Origin of the sequence: Intestinibacter sp. (assembly GCF_051866655.1) — a bacterium.
GTDB lineage: Bacteria > Bacillota > Clostridia > Peptostreptococcales > Peptostreptococcaceae > Intestinibacter.
The window spans coordinates 1-2,754 of record NZ_JBJDXL010000442.1 but is presented as its reverse complement, the minus strand read 5'-3'; the positions used below and the strand labels follow the sequence as shown (position 1 = coordinate 2,754).

The following is a 2,754-nucleotide window of genomic DNA, read 5'->3' as shown; positions in this document are numbered from 1 at the left end:
GTAAAAGCTCTCTTCTATTATAAAGATGGAGAAGTGCATACTGCGTCTAGAGGTGGATCAGATTATGATTGTTCTACTGAACACTTACGCACATATCCTCCTTTAGTTAACTTCTTTAAACACCATCCTACAGTTATCCTCGATGGTGAGTTATTTACTCGATTTAAGAGCCTTCAACAAATTTCAGGTGCTGCTAGATTGGAAAAAGGAACTCAAGATTGTAGTTGGCTTCAGTATTGGATATATGATTGTTATGATACAGGTAATCCAGAAATGAAAGCTGCTGATAGATGGGATTTCTTAGTAGAAGGATTAGAAGATGATAATGATATACTTGTATATTGTGGTCCAGAAGACGATATAAAAACAGATCCTGTAAGGTTATTAATGCATAGAGTTGTTGAAGGATGGGATACTATGAAAAAAGTCCATGATATTTATGTTTCTGATGGATTTGAAGGTGCCGTTATAACTGATCCATCTAAACCATATAAGCCAGGGTCTAGATGTAATAATCTAATTAAGATAAAGGAGTATAAGTCTGAAGACTTCAAAGTAATAGGATACAAATTAGGACTTAGAGGATCTGAAGATATGACCTTTACTTGTGAATTAGAAGATGGTAGAACCTTTGAGGCTATGCCAGTTGGTAATAGAGCTACTAAAGAGGAATATGTAGAGAACTTTGAAGAAAAATATAAGGGACATAAGGCTGAATGTACATATTTTAGCTATTCTGATGATGGAATCCCTACACAACCAAAGTTGAGAGTATTTAGGTTCGATTTAGAATAAAAAACCATGAAATTTAAAGGAACAATTATAATTACAGATCCTTGCTACATAGTATTAGGTAATAATTATAGTGATACAGCATTAACCTCCGATGATTGGCTAGCTTGTAATTATGGGAAGAACATGAAAGTTCTTGGAATTACTAACTATATTTCCGAAAGAACTATCTATGGAGATTGGATGTGTGAAACTTATAGAATAAAAGAAAACCCAATAGATACTATAGATAGCATAGTAGAAGCTAATAGGCAGGATAATTATATAGACCTAGAAGCCGAACTTATAGGTAAATTTACTGCTAATAGTGGACAAGTTGGAGTATTTCTTTTAGATGAAGTTAGAAAATATAACCCAGGAATTGATGACTGGATAAGAACTAATCCTTATAGCATTACTACTATAGAAGATTTTGATGGAGAAGTTGAATATTATGTAGATAATGATGAGGATGCTCATATTTGTGGAACTGGAAACATTAATTTCTTTACAACTAGAACAGGACTTTAATGAAAGGTATTAAAATATCTCAATCTATAACAGATAGATCTAATGAAATAATTAGAATGTATTTCAAGGATGTATCTAAGATTCCATTAATTACTCCAGAGGAAGAAAAGGAATTAGCTTATAAAGCAAAAGATGGAGATAAGAGAGCTATAGATAAACTAGTAGTATCTAATCTTAGATTCGTCATATCTGTAGCTAAACAATACCAAGGTCGAGGATTAGATTTACTTGATCTTATCCAAGAAGGAAGTTGTGGGATCGTAGAAGCGGTAAAGCACTACGATCCCACTAAAGGTTTTAAATTTATCTCCTATGCTGTTTGGTGGATAAGGCAAGCTATAGTTCGAGCCATTTCTAACCAATGCAGAACTGTACGATTACCAGTTAGTCAAATAGTTGGTATCAGTAAAATAAATAAGGCTTCTGATAAATTCGAACAAGAGTACGGTAGAAAACCATCTATTAAAGAATTAGAAGAAGAAACTGGATTTACGGATAAGAAAATTAATAAGATAATGTATGCTGATTCTAAATCGGTATCTCTTGATAGTCCTATCCGAGAAGAAGATGCTAGCTGTTTAATTGATATTATAGCTAATCCTAATTCAGTAGAAACTGATAAACATCTAATTGATCCTGTTATTCCTAATGAAATAGATAAACTATTAAAGAAATTACCAGATAGAGATAGTGACGTTCTAAGAATGTTTTATGGAATAAAGATGATTCCTATGTCTAGTAAGGAGATAGCAAACCGATTTGGAATAAGTTCTGAGAGAGTTAGACAAATACAACATAATGCTCTTAACTATATAAGAGAGAATTATAAGAAACAATTAGAGAATATATTATGATAATAGACAATTTTGATATAATATCTAAGATGCTCAAATTCTCAAACCCAAATGAGTTCTATTATGTTACTATACTACAAAGAAAGAAAGATGGTAACAATGATATAAGAGCTAGTAGCGGTCGTAGATTAATTAGGTCATATTGTATCTATAGTCTAGAAGAATTACTTGATTTGAAAGAGAGAATTATAGAACTATGTAAAAACAATAATGCCAGAGCTTATATAAATCCTAATGTTCGTGATGCCAATCAAGTAGCTCTAGAATGTTCTAAAAGATACATAGACTTAGTTCAAACAAATAGAGCTTATCAAGGAAATAGAATATGGGATAGCGTATGTGGAAGTTGTAAAGCTCCTAATCACAAAGCATTATGGATAGTGGATATAGATAATCCAAATCTTTTAAAGCTAATAAATGCTATCATATCCTCGTGCAGACACGATAAGAAAATTGAGTATAACTCATTTACTATTCCTACAGTTCATGGCTACCATATAGTTTGTAATGGGTTTGATGTAAATCAGTTTCAAGAAAAATTAAAGATACAGATGATAGAACCAATAGATATACATAAAGATAATCCAACATTATTATA

The 2,754-nt window shown here is 31.8% G+C and carries 4 protein-coding genes; all 4 read left to right on the top strand.

The window, feature by feature from the left end; all coding sequences use genetic code 11:
• Nucleotides 1–795: ATP-dependent DNA ligase (locus ACI3VO_RS13335; RefSeq protein WP_439758388.1), on the top strand; the 795-nt coding region annotated here is incomplete at its 5' end.
• Nucleotides 796–801: 6 nt separating this feature from the next.
• On the top strand, nt 802–1,302 hold the full coding sequence (locus ACI3VO_RS13330; RefSeq protein WP_439758387.1) for a hypothetical protein: 501 nt from the start codon (nt 802–804) through the stop codon (nt 1,300–1,302).
• On the top strand, nt 1,302–2,156 hold the full coding sequence (locus tag ACI3VO_RS13325; protein WP_439758386.1) for a sigma-70 family RNA polymerase sigma factor: 855 nt from the start codon (nt 1,302–1,304) through the stop codon (nt 2,154–2,156). The genes ACI3VO_RS13330 and ACI3VO_RS13325 overlap by 1 nt, the downstream gene beginning before the upstream one ends.
• Nucleotides 2,153–2,754 (top strand): hypothetical protein (locus ACI3VO_RS13320; RefSeq protein WP_439758385.1); only part of this gene is annotated, 602 nt, incomplete at its 3' end. The genes ACI3VO_RS13325 and ACI3VO_RS13320, both read left to right, overlap by 4 nt.